Genomic DNA, 16,101 nt, shown 5'->3' on the forward strand with positions numbered 1-16,101 from the left:
TCGTTCCCTCAGGAAGGAAATGCGAGTGATTTCACCGTCACCGGCACAACCGATCCGCCAAAAAGAGGCGTACCAATGTCGATATAGTCCCCCGCCCGGACAACCACCTCATCGATGACTGCCAGCGGGTGTTGCTGTAACTGTGGGCGTAACAGCATGCCCAGGGCCTTACCAAAATCCTGCTCAGCTACCACCAGCAGGGGATGCGGATTCGGATAGCGCGCGACAAAGGCCAGCAGCGCATCAATCACCGTTAACAGCGCGGCATAGCGCACCGGCAGCGAACCGGGCAGCGCCAGCACGTAGGCGTCCGTTTGCGGGTCCAGATCGAGCTGCATTAGCGCCTGTTGCCAGGCGGCCACCAAATCAGCCTCATTAACCGGAATCGCCACCGGCAGATTGCGCAGCGGAAGCGCCACGCCTTCCAGCCAGATGGTGCTGCCCGAAAGCGACAGCGTATGCGCACCGGCGCCAATCACCGTGGCGCGCACGGTTTGCGCCGGGAACTGCACGTTCATCTCACACAGGCGCGGATGTTCATGCAGTGCCGTTGCTAACAGCGGGCCAATGTCGGAAAAACAGAACGGATCGGCTGGTTGGTTGCGGTAGCACTCGCCCACCCCGCCGGACAACGTAATCACTTCCGGTTTCACGCCCGCCGGTAACAGGCCGGTTTGCATCAGCGCCTGCGCCAGCGGTGATAACGTGCCGTCAATCACCTCCACAATCAGCGCCGCCATCCGTCGGGCTACCTGAACAAGCTGCGCCGCATTGAGGGTTCGGGCGTCGGTGCCCGGACCAAATACGTCATCAACAATCATCTGCCCCGGCTGATGCGCATGTACTACTCGTCCCTGGCCGTTCGTTTCCAGCAGTCGCCCGCCGACGTTGAGGCAAGCCGAACCGCTGACCTTTCCAGCATCAAACAGAACGTAGTTCGACGTACCGCCACCGATATCGATGTTCAGTACGCGGCACAACTTCTGCTCGGACAGGGTTTGTGCCCCCGCACCGTGACCGGCAATCACCGATTCCAGATGCGGACCGGCGCTGGCCACAACAAAATCCCCCAGCGACTGAGAGAGCGTCATCACCGCCGGACGCGCATTACGGGTTTTGGCACTTTCTCCGGTGATGATGATCGCGCCGGAATCGACAGTCTCAGGCGCAATACCCGCCGCCTGATACTGGGCGAGGATCAGCGCCTTAAGTTCGGCCTCTTTCAACCCGCCCTGCTTATCAACGGGGGTAAAGAACACCGGGCTTTGCCAGCTAATTTCGCGTTTGATGAATTCGTAGCGCGGCACCTGCGACACTGCCGCACGGTTGACTAACTCAAGGCGCGAGAAAATCACCTGAGTGGTAGTGGTGCCGATATCGATACCGACGCTCAGTAGCTGGCGAGTATTCACGATTGCGCCTCCGGGTTGGTTTCTACTTCTGCTGGCACATCTTCATCTTTCGGTACCAACAGCATAGCCACACCAATCGCCGTCACGCCGCCAATCAACTTGCCGACAATCATCGGGAAGATCATCGCGTTCATGTTGGCAGCGGCGAAGCCTAAGTGGTCACCCAGAGCAAAGGCCGCGGAGACCGCAAAGGCGCAGTTGATCACTTTGCCGCGGGTATCCATATTCTTCATCATGCCGAACATTGGGATGTTGTTCGCCAGCGTCGCAACCATACCGGCAGCCGCAATATTATTGATTTTTAACAGGTTACCGACGCTCATCAGCGGTTTTTCAAACCAGCGGGTCAGCAGCAGTACCATTGGGTACGCACCGAGCAGTACGCAGGAAATAGAACCGATAACTTCGATGGCGCGCATCACTTCACCCGGCTTGTCGCCCGGAGCCATGAAGATAGGATCAAGACCTGGGATCAGCTCCCAGCCGAGCAGGAATTTGACCACCGCTGCTGCCAGGCCGATGGTGATCAGCGCCACCAGGAATTTCGCGAAGATCTGGAAGCCGTTGATCATTTTTTCCGGGATGAATTTCAGTCCCAGCGCCACCAGCACAGCCACGATCAGCACCGGGATCATATTCATCAGGATCAGCGCGAAGGTGAACTCCACCGGCTGTCCGTTGATTTCGACGCCGGAGTACATCGCAATCAAACCGCCCGCAATACAACCAATCGGAATGGTGACAATACCCGCCAGCACGCCCAGCGCCAGATAACGACGGTCAGACGGTTCAATAATCCCCAGCGCAACCGGAATGGAGAAGACCAGCGTCGGCCCCATCATCGCCCCGAGGATCAGGCCAGAGTACAGCCACGCCGCAACGTCGCCGCCCGCCAGTTCTTTCGCCAGGAAGAAGCCGCCCATATCGCACGCCAGCAGCGTTCCGGCAAACATCGACGGGTTCGCGCCCAGCATTTCATACAGCGGAATAATTACTGGCCCGAGCACATGCGCCAGAACCGGTGCCAGCGCGGTCATACCGACCATCGCCAGACCCAGCGCGCCCATCGCCATAAAACCTTCTTCAAACTGGCCGCCCGATCCCTCAATACTCTTACCAAACTTACCGAGGAAGCGTGCCGAACCGCCGAACTGCGACAGGATCCTGTCCACGGCGGCAATCAGCATAAAGAACATCATGATGTACATGATGATTTCGTTAATTCCCATAGCCCCTACTCCCTGTCATTTGTGATTTGTAGGCCGGATAAGACGTTTACGTCGCCTCCGGCATTAACGCCGTGTTATTGCCGGATGGCGGTGCGAGCACCTTATCCGGCCTACAGGCATTACCCGGCAGCCGCGTACAGGTCGATGATCTGTGCCTGCGTGGCGGTCCGTGGGTTACTGCGAATACAAATATCCTCCAGCGCGGCGTGAGCCCATGCGCTGTACTGCTCGGGCTTTGCCCCAACGTCAGAGAGTCGTTTGGTCTGGCCCACTTCGCTAATCAACTCGCTGACCGCGTTGATAGCATCACGATCGTCCGATTTCTTGTTGGTTAACGCGCGTCCGATATGGCTAAAGCGCTCACGACACACCATGCGGTTGAACCCCATTACCGTGGGAAGCAGCATGGCGTTAGCCTGTCCGTGTGGAATGTGCAACGTCGCCCCCGGCTGGTGCGCCATCGCATGGCACAGGCCAAGCCCAGCGCTGGAAAACGCCATCCCGGCCATACAGGAAGCCAGCAGCATGCTTTCGCGCGCCGCCAGATCCTGACCGTAGCCGACGGCCTTCGGCAGCGATTTACCGATCATCGCTATCGCACCAATCGCCAGGCTGTCGGTAAACGGCGTCGCGTTCAGTGCGCTATACGCTTCAACGGCGTGCGTCAGTGCATCAATCCCGGTCATCGCCGTTACGTGCGCAGGCACGCCTTCCGTCAATGCGGCGTCAAGGATCGCCACATCCGGCATCAGGGTTGCGTGGGCCAGCACTTTTTTGAGTCCGGTCGCGGCGTCGATAATCACCGTGACGTTCGTGGTTTCTGAGCCCGTTCCGGCGGTAGTCGGTACGGCAATCAGCGGCAGACGCGGGCGTAACACGCTACGCTCGTCCATGTCAGCCAGCGTCTGGGTAGGATTGGTCACCAGCAACGCCACTGCCTTGGCGGCATCCAGCACGGAACCGCCACCGAAAGCCACGACGCCGTCGCACTTTGATTCACGCAGTTGCGCGACTGCCGCGCAGACGTCCGTAATGCACGGTTCACCTACCGGACATGGCCACAGCGTCATTGCCACACCTTTCATCGCCAGGCTGCGCTCCAGTGCGGCGGTCATCCCCGCCTGATGCAGAAAGCTGTCAACCATGACGAACATATGCGTCAGTCCGCGCGTTTGTGCTTCCTGTCCGCAGGTACTAAGCGCTCCCAGTCCACATAACGTAACCGGGGGAACGCTAAACGTTTTTACGCGTTGCAGATTCAGGGTATCGAATGCCTGAAAGAGCGCGGTCTGCAATTCAGCTTGCATAGATTCCTTCCGCTTTTTCTTTTCCGCTGTTTGCAATCGCCAGCGGAGTCATAAACAGGCTGTGCTGGGGTAAATGCACCTGCAGTTCCGGGAAACGCTTACGGAACAGTTCATCAACGCCTGGCTGCATACAGGAGCCACCCGCCAGCCACAAATCAGCGACATCCTGTCCGGCAATATGGTGCGCCACGATTTCCGCCATCTTTTCGTAGACAGGCTTCACCACCGGCCAGATTTCTTTGCCATTGCTGCGCTTGTACTGCTCGGCTTCTTCCAACTGGATACGACGGTTCCCGGCCAGCGTCAGAGAGATATGGTGCCCGCCGGTCGCTTCATCAGCGGAGTAAGTCACTTTGCCCTGTTTAACAATCGCAATCCCGGTAGTGCCACCACCAATATCCACCACGCCGGCGTTATCAAGCTGCAACAGATCCGCCACCGCGGTTGGTTCGTCGAGGACATGGCTCACTTCAAGCCCGGCAGACTCCAGCACGTTAATAGAGATGCGTGGGTCAGTTCCCGGTGGAAACGAGGTTGCCGCATGGGTAAAACGGCAACCCAGTTGTTGTTCGAGCGTATCGAGATGGCGACGAACGATGGTCACCGCACCAAAGAAATCCCAGACGATGCCATCGCGCACGACATCGGCCCAGTCCAGGCAAACCGCGACCGGCTGTCCGTCACTGTCCACAACCATCGACACCACATCACACGTTCCCAAATCAATGCCCAACCACAGCGGTGAATCGCTCTTTGCGGGCGTCTGGTTACATAGCGTTGCCGCTTTTAGCAGTCTGGGTGTCAACCAACGTTGTTCGTCGTGCGCCATCTCATTTACTCCTTATACAATTCTGAAGGCGTCTACCAACACACAGCGACGCAGACGCACAAACGTACGCGCACTGGTCACCCCTTCCCCGGTTGGTGTGGTAATAGTCATCGTGGTCCAGCCTTCACCGCCCAGTCCAAGACCGGCAATGCACGGTCCGTTCTTAACGAAGATGCTGGTATCAATGGCGTTTGCCATACGGTTCATATTTTCGATATTGCGTGAGTGCATCGCCGCCGTATGGTGGCAGCCGCCTTCCAGCTTGACCGCCAGTTCAATGGCTTCATCGACGTTGGCAACTCGCACGACCGGCAGCACCGGCATCATCAGTTCGGTAACGGCAAACGGATGCGTCGCGGAGGTTTCGACGAATAACAGACGGGTTTGCTCCGGTACGTTCAGACCAATCGCCGCAGCGATTTTTCCGGCATCGCGCCCGACCCAGTCACGACTGACTGTGCCTTTACCGCGCTCATCGATATTTTTCAGCAGCACCGGCTGCAGCTGTTCGGCCTGAGCCGCGGTCAGTTTCACCGCATGCTGGCTTTCCATCAGACGCATCAGTTCATCAGCGACGCTATCGACCACGATCAGCACTTTTTCGTCGGCGCAGATGATGTTGTTGTCAAACGATGCACCTTTGACTATCGACTGCGCCGCACGTGCCAGGTCAGCCGTTTCATCAACCACCACTGGCGGATTACCCGCACCAGCGGCAATCAGACGTTTGTTGGTGTGCTTACGCGCGGCGTCCACCACGGCTTCACCACCGGTCACCACCAGCAGGCCGATACCTGGGTACTTGAACAGACGCTGGGCAGTCTCGATATCCGGGTTGGCAACCGTCACCAACAGGTTTGCCGGACCGCCTGCGGCAACCACCGCCTGGTTAAGCAGAGTGATAGCGCGCTGAGAGACTTTTTTCGCCGCCGGATGCGGTGCGAAGACCACGCTGTTACCAGCGGCAATCAGGCTGATGGCGTTGTTAATGACGGTCGCGGCCGGGTTGGTGGATGGAGTTACCGAGGCCACCACGCCCCACGGTGCGTTTTCAATCAGCGTCAGACCGTTATCGCCGGTCAGAACCTGTGGAGACAGGCATTCCACACCCGGCGTGCCGCGCGCCTGCGCCACGTTTTTGGCAAATTTATCTTCGACGCGTCCCATGCCGGTTTCAGTGACGGCAAGTTCCGCTAATTCTCTGGCGTGCTTTTCGCCCGCCTCACGTAGGGCCGTGATAGCCAGTTGGCGCATGGCAACGCTTTTCAACCCCTGCTGGGCCAGTTTTGCTGCCGCCACTGCGTCATCCAGGGAGGCAAAAACGCCCATTTCTTGAACGGCACTGACGTGTTGGCTGCTGTCTTTCATTTTCAGCAGTACCGCTTTCACGACCTGTTCAATATCCTGTTGATTCATGATTTTCTGCCTTATTTATGGAAGATCACCTGACCACCTGCCACCACTTCATCGACAATGCCAATCACGCACAGATCGACAGGCGATGATTCATTCCGGTGCGCCTGACGGGCGGAGCTTCCGCTGACCAGCAGCACCCACTCTCCGGTTCCCGCCCCGATGCTGTCGATAGCAACAGCACATTGCCCGTCGGGATTTCCCTGGGCGTCAATCATTTCCACCATCAGCAACTTGTCGTGCGCGAGCCCCTGATGGCGTACGGTACAAACAATTTGTCCTGTAACGATTGCCAGTTTCATACGCGCCTCCGTGGCATATTTCAGGTAAAACCTCCCCCTACCCCCCGCAGAAGGTAATGTGAAAAGGAGAGAGGGTGACGCCAGCAATGAAGTCTGTGGCGTCACATGGACGACTTACATGTCGTTGCTGTCGCCTTTAAAGCTGATCGGGAACACTTCTTCCAGATCGCCGTGCGGACGTGGGATCACGTGTACTGAAACCAGCTCGCCAATACGCTGTGCAGCCGCAGCACCTGCGTCCGTTGCAGCTTTACATGCCGCTACGTCGCCACGGACCATGGCAGTGACCAGACCGCCACCGATCTGCTTCACGCCAACCAGTTTCACCCGTGCCGCTTTAACCATTGCGTCAGAAGCCTCAATCAGTGCAACCAGGCCCCGGGTTTCAATCATTCCTAATGCTTCCATTGTGTTTTCCTCTCATTAAGGGGTCCAGAACGGGACCTAAACAACCAGTGTTTGTGAGGCGTTTTCACGACTCACGTCAGTCTGGCGCGGCACTGCTGCCACCAACGCCAGTTCGATAATTTCCTGTACGCTACAGCCACGAGAGAGATCATGAAGCGGTGCGGCAAGCCCTTGAATCAACGGACCTACTGCGCGATACCCTCCCAGACGCTGAGCGATTTTGTAGCCAATATTGCCTGCCTCGAGCGATGGGAAGACCATCACATTGGCATTGCCCTTTAACGGACTGGCGGGCGCTTTTTGCGCTGCGACATCCGGAACAAAGGCGGCATCAAATTGCAGTTCTCCGTCCACGGTAAGCTGCGGGGCACGCTCACGAACGATCTCGGTCGCCTGCTGCACGTTAGCGACGTTAGGATGGCGAGCACTGCCATTACTTGAAAACGACAGCATGGCGACGCGCGGCTCTTCACCTGTGATCGCCTGCCATGTCTGCGCGCTGGCAATTGCAATATCCGCCAACTGTGCGGCGGTGGGCTGCGGCACGACGCTGCAATCGGCAAAACCTAATGACGGACCAAGGTACTGCGGCAGCATCAGGAAAATTGACGACAGCGTTTTACAGCCAGGCTGTAGCCCGATAATGCGTAATCCGGCACGCAGCACGTTCGCTGTTGATGAGAGATTGCCCGCAATACAGACGTCAGCTTTACCCGCGCTGACCATTGCAGCGGCGAACATCAGCGGATCGTTGAGTTTTTCCAGCGCATCCGCAGGCGTTTTATCTCCCGCGCGAGCCAGCCAGCGCAGCGCAAACTCTTCGCGCATTGGCTGATTGCTTTGCGGATCGATAACCTGAATGCCATCCATTGCCACCCGGTGGCTGAGGGCAAACTGGCGCAGCGCAAACGGGCTGGCGACGAGAATGGGATGTGCCAGACCGTGCTGATGCAGGTAATTCGCCGCCTTCAACACCCGGACATCCAGCGCATCCGGGAACACCACCCGTGCCGGTGAGCGTTGGGCGAGTTGACGAGCACGTTCAATGATCATTGCTTCTCCCCCAGTCGCTGTTGAATTTGGTTAACCGTCAGCGGATGCTTCGCAACGCTCAGAATCATCATCACGTAGACCGTACTGGAAAGGCGGTTGAGCGCCTGCATAATGTCCGGTCGCATAACCTCAAAACTGCGAGTGATGAACACCTGGGCCGCCACCGTCTCCGTTTCACGGACTTTGGTACGCAGCAGATTAAGCAGCGCGCAATCACGTCCGTGGCTGGCTTCAGGCACCAGATGGTCGTGGTCCAGATAGCGCAGCGGTTGATGAGAAAGACGGTGTAAATCTTCGTCACTTAAACCCACGACAGCTTGTGCTGCCAGCGGCTCATCCATGGCGTCAGCGCGCATAATATTGCCCAGGCGCGAGCGGATATCCGCCAGCCACGGCTGCCACGGTTCTGCCATCTCAATCTGCAACCACACAGCCAGGGCGATGGTGCTGTCCAGCGCGGCGCGAAATCCCAGCCGAGGGTCACTTTTGGCGACCATCTTGTCCGCCGTCAGATGCGTCAGGGTGTCCGGTTTCTTCGCCACCGGTTGATGGCACAGTTCGCAGCTGGCCTGTGGATGCGTATCACTGCTGGTTAACCCATGCACCGGCTGCGGCTGCTGTTCTTCATCATCAATAAACAGGCTGCCCTGCTCGTCGATAAACTTAATACGCAGATGTCGGCTTTCCAGTAATTCCCGGGCAGACGGCGTCAGGCGAGCGTCAGCGGGGAGATGAATTTCAGCCCCTTCGCTAAGCGTATGATTCGCTCTGAGCCATGCTTCGGTAATGAAATCCTTCATACATCCGCCTTAGCAGGACTGCCAGTTCGCAGGCCAGGCCACATACAGAAACTTCACCGTCGATGGCGTACCAAATTCGATGCTGGAACCTTTCGGGATAAACATTACGTCCCCGGCTTTTGCAATCATGATTTCACCTTCGTGGCGAACGTGCAGCTCGCCTTCCAGAATCATGTCGATTTCGTCGTAGTTCAGCGTCCATGGGAAAAAGGCGTTATCCCACTGCATAAACCCGGCGGCCATGCTGCTACCGTCCTGGTCGGTCACCAGATCGGTTAAGCCCACGCAGTGCGGCTGCGCGCCGTCAAAACGACCAAACTTCACGCTGCTGCCGTCGATGACTTTGACGCCGCCTTTGCCGGTTACCGAGCTAAAGCTGGGCTGCATTCCGCCCTGCTCCAGCGACTGCTTCTCCTTCATAACTTTGTCCATCAGCTGGGCGACCAGGCTTTCGGTAAACTGCCCTTCCGGTAACTGCGCAATGATGGTTTCGCGAATGCGCTGGCTTTCCGTTTTGCCATCATCAACCGCCGCCGGTACAGCAGCAGTTGGCGCGGATTCATCGCATTCACTGATGGTAACGCCCAGCAGCTCCGCAACTTCGCGCGCCTCCGGGGTGATGATGCTGGCGCGCAGAACAACCGACATTTCCTGTTCGCCGCGTGCGTGGGCCGCACGAATATCGTTAGCTGTGATGAGTTTTTTCACCTGCCCTTTCCTCCTTTTGGCTGAGCTCAGTCAGATAATCCACCAGGTGCTGCACGCTGCGCGGGTCATGGCTATTGAGCTCAAAAATCGGCTCCTGAAAACCCATCCCGCGAAGTAGTTGTCGCGTTGCGGCGACGTCGGCATCCGGCATGTCCGTTTTACTGATAACGGCGATTTGTCGTTTACTGGCGCCGATATCCAACAGCCCGGCAGGTAAGCGACTTTCTTTATCATTTGCCGCGTGTATATAAATCAACGTATCGACATCCTGCAGCGTGGTAATTAAGGCGTGATACCAGCGCGGATGGCTAAAATATTCCCCTGGCGTATCGATATCGCCATTTTCATTAAACTCCACGGCCTGTGTTTTTCTGGCGAGGGAATAATTCCCCTGTAGCGCATTAAAGAGCGTTGTTTTCCCCGCCCCCACCGTACCGACAAATGCAATACGTTTCATCGCCGCCTCTGATTAACTTTTTGTCAGGTTGCACAAAGTGAAATTTAATAATCGACCCAGACCGCTTACCGTCTGTAATAACGCTTCTTCTACTGCGCCTACCGAACCGTAGATCACCAGTGCGCCGCTGAATCTATCGAGAAAACCGATATGTACATCCGCCGCCTTCATGGCTAAGTCACCGGCAATCATCGCGGTTTCGCCTGGCGTCAGCGTCATGATGCCGATAGCGCCCGCTTCGGGAACGCCGATCTTTTTCGCTAATTCCTCGCCGGGGTGCGCAATGAGATGCGCCAGCGTGACCTGTTTCCCCGGCACAAATTCCTGAATAATGCGTTCTTTTTCCATTGCTCACCGCCTCCGCTAAAACTGCCCTCATCGTGGCAATTTTTTGTCAGAGTAAATAACAAAATTCGGCAACCAGGTTTAAAAGGTGAAGTAGATCACTAAGAAAGGGAAAATAAAAAGGCGCGGGAGAAACCCGCGCCGGAAATAAATTAAAGTGAAATTACAGCGGCTGCGTTTGGGCTTCTACAACCGCCAGCGCCACCATATTAACGATACGACGAACAGAGGCGATCGGCGTTAATACGTGAACCGGTTTCGCAACCCCCATCAGCACCGGGCCAACCGTTACGCCTTCAGAACTGGAAACGCGTAGTAAGTTGTAACTAATACGGGCAGCTTCCATATTCGGCATCACCAGAATATTCGCTGAGCCTTTCAACGGACTGTCCGGCATGCGGTCATTACGGATGCTTTCCACCAGCGCGGCGTCGCCGTGCATTTCGCCGTCAATCATCAACTCTGGCGCGCGCGCCTTAATCAGCTCCAGCGCGTCGCGCATTTTGCTGGCCGACGGACAGTTAGAGGAACCAAAGTTGGAGTGCGACAGCAACGCCACCTTCGGTTCGATACCAAAGCGACGCACGGTCTCTGCCGCCATCACGGCGATTTCCGCCAGTTGCTCAGGCGTAGGATCGTCGTTGACGTAGGTATCGGCGATAAAGGTGTTACCGCTTGGCAGCAGCAAGGCGTTCATCGCCCCGGCAGTATGCACGCCGTCGCGATGACCAAATACCTCTTTCACCACGCTGAAGTGCTCATGGTAGTCGCCAATCGTACCGCAGATCATCGCATCCGCTTCGCCGCGCTGTACCATGATTGCGCCGATCACCGTAGTGTTGGCAATCACCGCACGCTGCGCCTGCTCCTGGGTAATCCCACGACGCTTCATAATCTGGTAGTACTCGCTCCAGTACTCTTTAAAGCGCGGATCGGACTCATTGTTGACGATTTCAAAATCGACGCCCGCTTTGATCTGCAGACCCAGTTTCTGGATACGCATTTCAATAACGCTTGGACGACCGATCAGGATCGGCTTCGCCAGCCCTAACGTGATCAGCTCCTGGGTAGCATGCAGTACGCGCGCTTCTTCCCCTTCCGTCAGCACCACGCGCTTCGGCGCTTTGCGTGCCAGGGAGAAAATCGGCTTCATGAACAGGTTGGTTTTGTAGACGAATTCAGTCAGCTTATCGATGTAAGCGTCAAAGTCGGCAATCGGACGCGTTGCCACGCCGGAGTCCATCGCCGCTTTCGCCACAGCAGGGGCGATTTTGACGATCAGACGCGGGTCGAACGGTTTCGGAATGATGTATTCCGGGCCGAAGCTCAGGTCCTGATCGCCATAAGCAGAGGCCACCACTTCACTCTGCTCGGCATGCGCCAGCTCAGCAATGGCGTGCACCGCCGCCAGTTTCATCTCTTCGTTGATGGCCGTCGCACCAACGTCCAGCGCACCGCGGAAGATGAACGGGAAGCACAGGACGTTGTTAACCTGGTTCGGGTAGTCTGAACGACCGGTACAGATGATGGCGTCGGAACGCACCTCTTTTGCCAGCGGCGGCAGGATTTCCGGCTCCGGGTTGGCGAGTGCCAGAATCATTGGCGCACGCGCCATCTTCTTAACCATTTCCTGCGTCAGCACTTTCGGGCCCGAGCAGCCGAGGAAAATATCTGCGCCGTCAATGACATCATCCAGCGTACGCTTACCGTCATCCACCACCGCGTAAGCCGCTTTGGTTTCCGCCATGTTCGGTTCGCGGTCTTTGTAAATCACACCTTTGGAGTCACAGACCACAATATTGTGTTTCTGCATACCCAGCGCTACCAGCAGGTTCATACAGGCAATCGCCGCCGCACCTGCACCAGACACCACCATGCGCACGTCAGAGATATTTTTCTCAACCACCCGCAGACCGTTCAGAATAGCGGCAGTACTGATGATTGCCGTACCGTGCTGATCATCGTGGAAGACCGGAATATTCATGCGCTCGCGCAGTTTTTGCTCAATGTAGAAGCACTCCGGCGCTTTAATATCTTCGAGGTTGATACCGCCAAACGTGGGCTCCAGGGCCGCAACCACATTGATAAACTTATCCGGATCGAGTTCATCGACTTCAATGTCGAACACGTCGATCCCGGCGAATTTCTTAAACAGAACGCCTTTACCTTCCATCACCGGTTTGCCGGCCAACGCGCCAATGTTGCCGAGACCCAGCACCGCTGTGCCGTTGGAAATAACCGCAACCAGGTTGCCGCGCGCGGTATATTTGTAGGCTGCCAGCGGATCCTTTTCAATTTCAAGACACGGTGCAGCCACGCCCGGCGAGTAGGCCAGCGCCAGGTCGCGCTGCGTTGCCAGAGGCTTGGTCGGAGAAACCTGGATTTTACCGGGTACCGGAAATTCGTGGAAATCGAGGGCGCTTTGTTTTAACTGGTCATCCATCTTGTTGTTCCTTTCACGTATCTATCAAAAAAGTGGCGCGGGTAACCATTCTACTGAGCCGCACATTATCACCTCAGTCAACGGTACAAACTTTGAAGGTCCCCAAACTCTCACCATTCAAAGAAAGAATTTGTTATCAATTTATAACAACCATGTTACCTGCTTAATCCAGCAATACCATGCCTGTCTGCTATGCTTTTTGCTGACAACGCCCGCAATTTTCCCAAAAGTGTGAATCACAACACGCATCTAACACTTTACTTTTCAAGGAGTATTTCCTATGACCCGTAAAGAGCTTGCCAATGCCATTCGTGCGCTAAGTATGGATGCCGTCCAAAAAGCTAACTCCGGCCACCCTGGAGCACCAATGGGGATGGCCGATATCGCCGAAGTTCTGTGGAACGATTTTCTACGCCATAACCCGACCGACCCCACCTGGTACGATCGTGACCGGTTTATTCTGTCCAACGGCCACGCCTCAATGCTGCTTTACAGCCTGTTGCATCTTTCCGGTTACGACCTGCCGATCGAAGAATTAAAGAACTTCCGTCAGCTCCATTCGAAGACGCCAGGGCACCCGGAAATTGGCTACACGCCGGGCGTGGAAACCACGACAGGACCGCTGGGTCAGGGTTTAGCCAACGCCGTCGGTATGGCCATTGCCGAACGTACGCTGGCAGCGCAGTTTAACCAGCCGGACCATGAGATTGTTAACCACTTTACCTGGGTCTTTATGGGCGACGGCTGTCTGATGGAGGGTATTTCACACGAGGCTTGTTCGCTGGCGGGCACGCTGGGGCTTGGCAAACTCATTGGCTTCTACGATCACAACGGCATCTCGATTGATGGTGAAACCGACGGCTGGTTTACCGACGATACCGCGAAACGTTTTGAGGCCTATCACTGGCATGTGGTACACGACATTGACGGTCATGACCCAGAGGCGGTGAAAAAAGCCATTCAGGAAGCGCAGGCTGTTACCGATAAACCATCGCTGATTATCTGCCGCACGGTGATTGGTTTTGGCTCACCAAATAAAGCAGGGAAAGAGGAAGCGCACGGCGCTGCGCTGGGCGAAGAAGAGGTGGCACTGACCCGGCAGAAGCTGGGGTGGCATCATCCTGCTTTTGAGATCCCCAAAGAGATTTACCGGGCGTGGGACGCACGCGAGAAAGGCGAAAAAGCGCAACAGGGCTGGAAGGAGAAATTCGCAGCTTACCAACAAGCCTACCCGGAACTGGCGGCAGAGTTTTCTCGCCGGATGAGCGGTGGGCTGCCGAAAGAGTGGGAGGCAACAACACAGAAATATATTACCGAGCTGCAGGCCAATCCGGCCAAAATCGCCACCCGTAAGGCCTCGCAAAATACCCTTAACGCCTACGGGCCTATACTGCCAGAGCTGCTTGGCGGATCGGCGGATTTGGCCCCCAGCAACCTGACCATCTGGAAAGGCTCCTCCTCTCTTATAGAGGATCATGCAGGAAACTACATCCACTACGGCGTGCGTGAATTTGGTATGACGGCGATTGCCAACGGTATCGCCCATCACGGGGGCTTCGTACCGTACACCGCTACGTTCTTGATGTTTGTCGAATATGCCCGAAATGCCGCGCGTATGGCGGCGCTGATGAAAGCCCGACAAATCATGGTTTATACCCACGACTCAATTGGTCTGGGGGAAGATGGTCCTACGCACCAGGCTGTTGAACAGCTCGCCAGCCTGCGCCTGACGCCTAATTTCAGTACCTGGCGACCGTGCGATCAGGTTGAAGCGGCAGTAGGCTGGAAGCTGGCAGTCGAACGTCATGACGGGCCAACGGCGCTGATCCTCTCGCGGCAGAATCTGGCACAGGTTGAGCGCACGCCAGAGCAGGTGCAGCAAATTGCCCGCGGCGGCTATGTGCTCAAGGATGGCGGCGGTAAGCCGGATGTTATTTTGATTGCTACCGGTTCAGAAATGGAAATCACGCTGCTGGCAGCGGAAAAACTGACCGGCGAAGGTCGTAACGTGCGGGTGGTTTCTCTGCCCTCAACCGATATCTTCGACGCCCAGGATGAGGCGTACCGGGAGTCGGTCTTGCCGGCAAACGTCAGCGCGCGCGTGGCGGTAGAAGCAGGAATTGCCGACTACTGGTACAAATATGTTGGACTGAAAGGGGCGATTGTCGGCATGACGGGTTATGGGGAGTCAGCACCGGCGGACAAGTTGTTCCCATTCTTCGGCTTTACGGTGGATAACATCGTCGACAAAGCGCACAAGGTGCTTAACGCGTGATCCACAGTGTGGGCCAGGCATCTGGCCCATGCCAGTTATCGCAGCTTGGCTCCTGGGCATAGCGCACCAGGCGAAAACGTTGACCGTCGTAGCGCCAGCGGGTCTGGATACCGCAATCTGCCAACCCTCGTCCTTTAGCGAGGGTGACCAGCTCCCGCGACTTCTCGTCAAACGTAGCGTTGGTCAGCTCCATATCGCGACTTTCTGCATCCGTTTTAAACGGCAGGCTTAACCGTACCGCGCGTGAAGTCAACGGAGTCGTACGTGAAACCACCCACGCCAGATCGATGGTGTTATACGCCCCGGCCTCACAACCAATCATCAGCAGCGCTTTATCATCCGTTAGGGCCGTGACGCGCATCTCGCGACGCAGCGGATCGATAGAGCAGCGAATACCGTTGATCCGCCAGTTACCATAGTCCAGCAGTTCACTGCGCTCCTGCTGCGTGAGAGGCGTTGGCGTTGGATTAATGACCGCTACACCTTTCAGCGCGGGGGCCGGAGGTACGCTGAGCGGAGGCTCGTCACCTTTTTCAATCCATGCAGTTTCGCTCCCCACCCGTTTTTGCTGGGCGTCGATAAACAACAACGCGGCTTTTAGCCCGGCCAGCGAAAGGTTTTGCGCACCTTTTTGCAGGGTAATCGCCTTCGCGTCCTGTATGGTTTGTAAAAATGCGCTGATGGTGGCGGGATCATCGGTCGTCAGCTGCCAGGGAGTTATGCGCCAGTGCTCGCCGCTCAGCGAGAGTGGCGCACCATCCAACAGCAGACGCGGCGCAATATCGCTCTCTTTGACGCTGGACGATTCCAGCCCGCCCAGCTCAATACGCAACACGGCGTCGGTATGTGCCCCAGCGCTGCGGCTCAAGGTCATGACCAGGCCGTGGTGCTCTCCGGTATTTCGCGCCACGCAAAAATTTTGGTTATTACACGTTACCTGCCAGTCAGAAAACGCCTGTTGCGCGGGCGCAGCCCACAGCAATCGGGCAGGTAGCAACCCGAGCAGGAAAAGGAGAATAACGCGATAGCGCATGAACGGTACAACCCCGAAGTCAAAACACACAGCCTAAGCGGTATCTTCCTTGCGCGACTGATGTGGCTCAATAAGAATCGTCGGATT

General features: G+C 56.4%; 15 protein-coding genes. 1 reads left to right on the forward strand and 14 read right to left on the reverse strand.

Annotated elements, in window-relative coordinates:
* Positions 1–8: 8 nt before the first annotated feature.
* The 13 genes from eutA to maeB form a co-directional block, all read right to left on the reverse strand.
* The gene (gene eutA / locus OGX97_RS22495; RefSeq protein WP_257119526.1) at positions 9–1,412 is read right to left on the reverse strand and encodes an ethanolamine ammonia-lyase reactivating factor EutA; all 1,404 of its coding nucleotides are present in this window, start codon (positions 1,410–1,412) and stop codon (positions 9–11) included.
* Complete coding sequence (gene eutH / locus OGX97_RS22500) at positions 1,409–2,641, reverse strand: ethanolamine utilization protein EutH (RefSeq protein ID WP_003835043.1); 1,233 nt, start codon at positions 2,639–2,641, stop codon at positions 1,409–1,411. The genes eutA and eutH overlap by 4 nt, the downstream gene beginning before the upstream one ends.
* Positions 2,642–2,760: 119 nt before the next feature.
* Positions 2,761–3,948: an ethanolamine utilization ethanol dehydrogenase EutG gene (gene eutG / locus OGX97_RS22505; RefSeq protein WP_008785420.1), complete on the reverse strand. Its 1,188-nt coding sequence runs from the start codon at positions 3,946–3,948 to the stop codon at positions 2,761–2,763.
* Complete coding sequence (gene eutJ / locus OGX97_RS22510; RefSeq protein WP_048234757.1) at positions 3,938–4,777, reverse strand: ethanolamine utilization protein EutJ; 840 nt, start codon at positions 4,775–4,777, stop codon at positions 3,938–3,940. The genes eutG and eutJ overlap by 11 nt, the downstream gene beginning before the upstream one ends.
* A 12-nt stretch (positions 4,778–4,789) precedes the next feature.
* A complete protein-coding gene (locus OGX97_RS22515) occupies positions 4,790–6,193 on the reverse strand; it encodes an aldehyde dehydrogenase family protein (protein WP_286592731.1) in 1,404 nt (467 codons plus the stop codon).
* Positions 6,194–6,204: 11 nt separating this feature from the next.
* Positions 6,205–6,492 carry an ethanolamine utilization microcompartment protein EutN gene (eutN, locus tag OGX97_RS22520; RefSeq protein ID WP_003038011.1) on the reverse strand — a complete coding sequence of 96 codons (288 nt, stop codon included), beginning with the start codon at positions 6,490–6,492 and terminating at the stop codon, positions 6,205–6,207.
* A 114-nt stretch (positions 6,493–6,606) separates the two neighbouring features.
* Positions 6,607–6,900: an ethanolamine utilization microcompartment protein EutM gene (eutM, locus tag OGX97_RS22525; RefSeq protein ID WP_003835054.1), complete on the reverse strand. Its 294-nt coding sequence runs from the start codon at positions 6,898–6,900 to the stop codon at positions 6,607–6,609.
* A 36-nt stretch (positions 6,901–6,936) separates the two neighbouring features.
* A complete protein-coding gene (pta, locus tag OGX97_RS22530; RefSeq protein WP_032944169.1) occupies positions 6,937–7,953 on the reverse strand; it encodes a phosphate acetyltransferase in 1,017 nt (338 codons plus the stop codon).
* Positions 7,950–8,753 (reverse strand): ethanolamine utilization cob(I)yrinic acid a,c-diamide adenosyltransferase EutT, encoded by an 804-nt coding sequence (gene eutT / locus OGX97_RS22535; protein ID WP_003835057.1) that lies wholly within the window; start codon positions 8,751–8,753, stop codon positions 7,950–7,952. The genes pta and eutT overlap by 4 nt, the downstream gene beginning before the upstream one ends.
* A 9-nt stretch (positions 8,754–8,762) precedes the next feature.
* Positions 8,763–9,461 carry an ethanolamine utilization acetate kinase EutQ gene (gene eutQ / locus OGX97_RS22540; protein WP_235127017.1) on the reverse strand — a complete coding sequence of 233 codons (699 nt, stop codon included), beginning with the start codon at positions 9,459–9,461 and terminating at the stop codon, positions 8,763–8,765.
* Positions 9,439–9,918, reverse strand: a complete 480-nt coding sequence (gene eutP, locus OGX97_RS22545) for an ethanolamine utilization acetate kinase EutP (protein ID WP_003037998.1) — start codon at positions 9,916–9,918, stop codon at positions 9,439–9,441. The genes eutQ and eutP overlap by 23 nt, the downstream gene beginning before the upstream one ends.
* A gap of 12 nt (positions 9,919–9,930) precedes the next feature.
* Positions 9,931–10,266, reverse strand: coding sequence for an ethanolamine utilization microcompartment protein EutS (gene eutS, locus OGX97_RS22550; protein WP_003037995.1), 336 nt, complete (start codon positions 10,264–10,266; stop codon positions 9,931–9,933).
* Positions 10,267–10,426: 160 nt separating this feature from the next.
* Positions 10,427–12,706 carry an NADP-dependent oxaloacetate-decarboxylating malate dehydrogenase gene (gene maeB, locus OGX97_RS22555; RefSeq protein WP_003835063.1) on the reverse strand — a complete coding sequence of 760 codons (2,280 nt, stop codon included), beginning with the start codon at positions 12,704–12,706 and terminating at the stop codon, positions 10,427–10,429.
* Between the two features lie 280 nt (positions 12,707–12,986).
* Here maeB and tkt point away from each other — a divergent pair, with 280 nt between their 5' ends.
* The gene (gene tkt, locus OGX97_RS22560) at positions 12,987–14,981 is read left to right on the forward strand and encodes a transketolase (protein ID WP_195995359.1); all 1,995 of its coding nucleotides are present in this window, start codon (positions 12,987–12,989) and stop codon (positions 14,979–14,981) included.
* On the opposite strand, the gene OGX97_RS22565 is transcribed toward tkt, so the two are convergent.
* Positions 14,971–16,014: a DUF1176 domain-containing protein gene (locus tag OGX97_RS22565; protein ID WP_195995360.1), complete on the reverse strand. Its 1,044-nt coding sequence runs from the start codon at positions 16,012–16,014 to the stop codon at positions 14,971–14,973. The genes tkt and OGX97_RS22565 overlap by 11 nt on opposite strands.
* Between the last annotated feature and the right edge of the window lie 87 nt (positions 16,015–16,101).

It is taken from the genome of Citrobacter sp. Cpo061 (assembly GCF_030332845.1).
GTDB classification, from domain to species: Bacteria; Pseudomonadota; Gammaproteobacteria; order Enterobacterales; family Enterobacteriaceae; genus Citrobacter; species Citrobacter portucalensis.